The organism is Bacillus sp. GbtcB10 (genome assembly GCF_019091365.1).
Lineage (GTDB): Bacteria > Bacillota > Bacilli > Bacillales > Bacillaceae > Bacillus > Bacillus altitudinis.
Window position 1 is genome coordinate 1 of sequence record NZ_JAGXJP010000030.1, and the last position, 372, is coordinate 372.

The window sequence follows — 372 nt, forward strand, 5'->3', positions numbered from 1 at the left end:
TGTACATACAGATCCACTAGGATGAACATTAGAATATGGAAATTGATATAATTTCATTCCTTCTTCTAACTCCATATCTTCTTTTACAGCAAAGACAGAGATATTCGTAACTCGTTTTTGGTACACCGTATAACGAAATAATAGACGTGGAAATCCTACTTGTTGAAACGGTCGTTCAAAAAAATGAATATCCCACTGAGCCTTTGGTACTTCAATCCAAACAGCTTGTTTATCTCCACTCTTAGATAACACCTCGTGTTTTATACAACCTTTTGGGAGTACGCCACTAGAGTAATGAGTATTATCTTGTGTACCCTGCTCCATAACTTCTTTTAAAGCTAAATAAAAGTCCTTAAAAGTAACGGTAGTTTC

Annotated in this window: 1 pseudogene; it reads right to left on the minus strand. The window is 35.2% G+C overall.

The features are described 5' to 3' along the window. Positions 1-372, minus strand: a pseudogene (locus KVT11_RS19575) (prokaryotic E2 ligase family D protein); the annotation flags it as partial.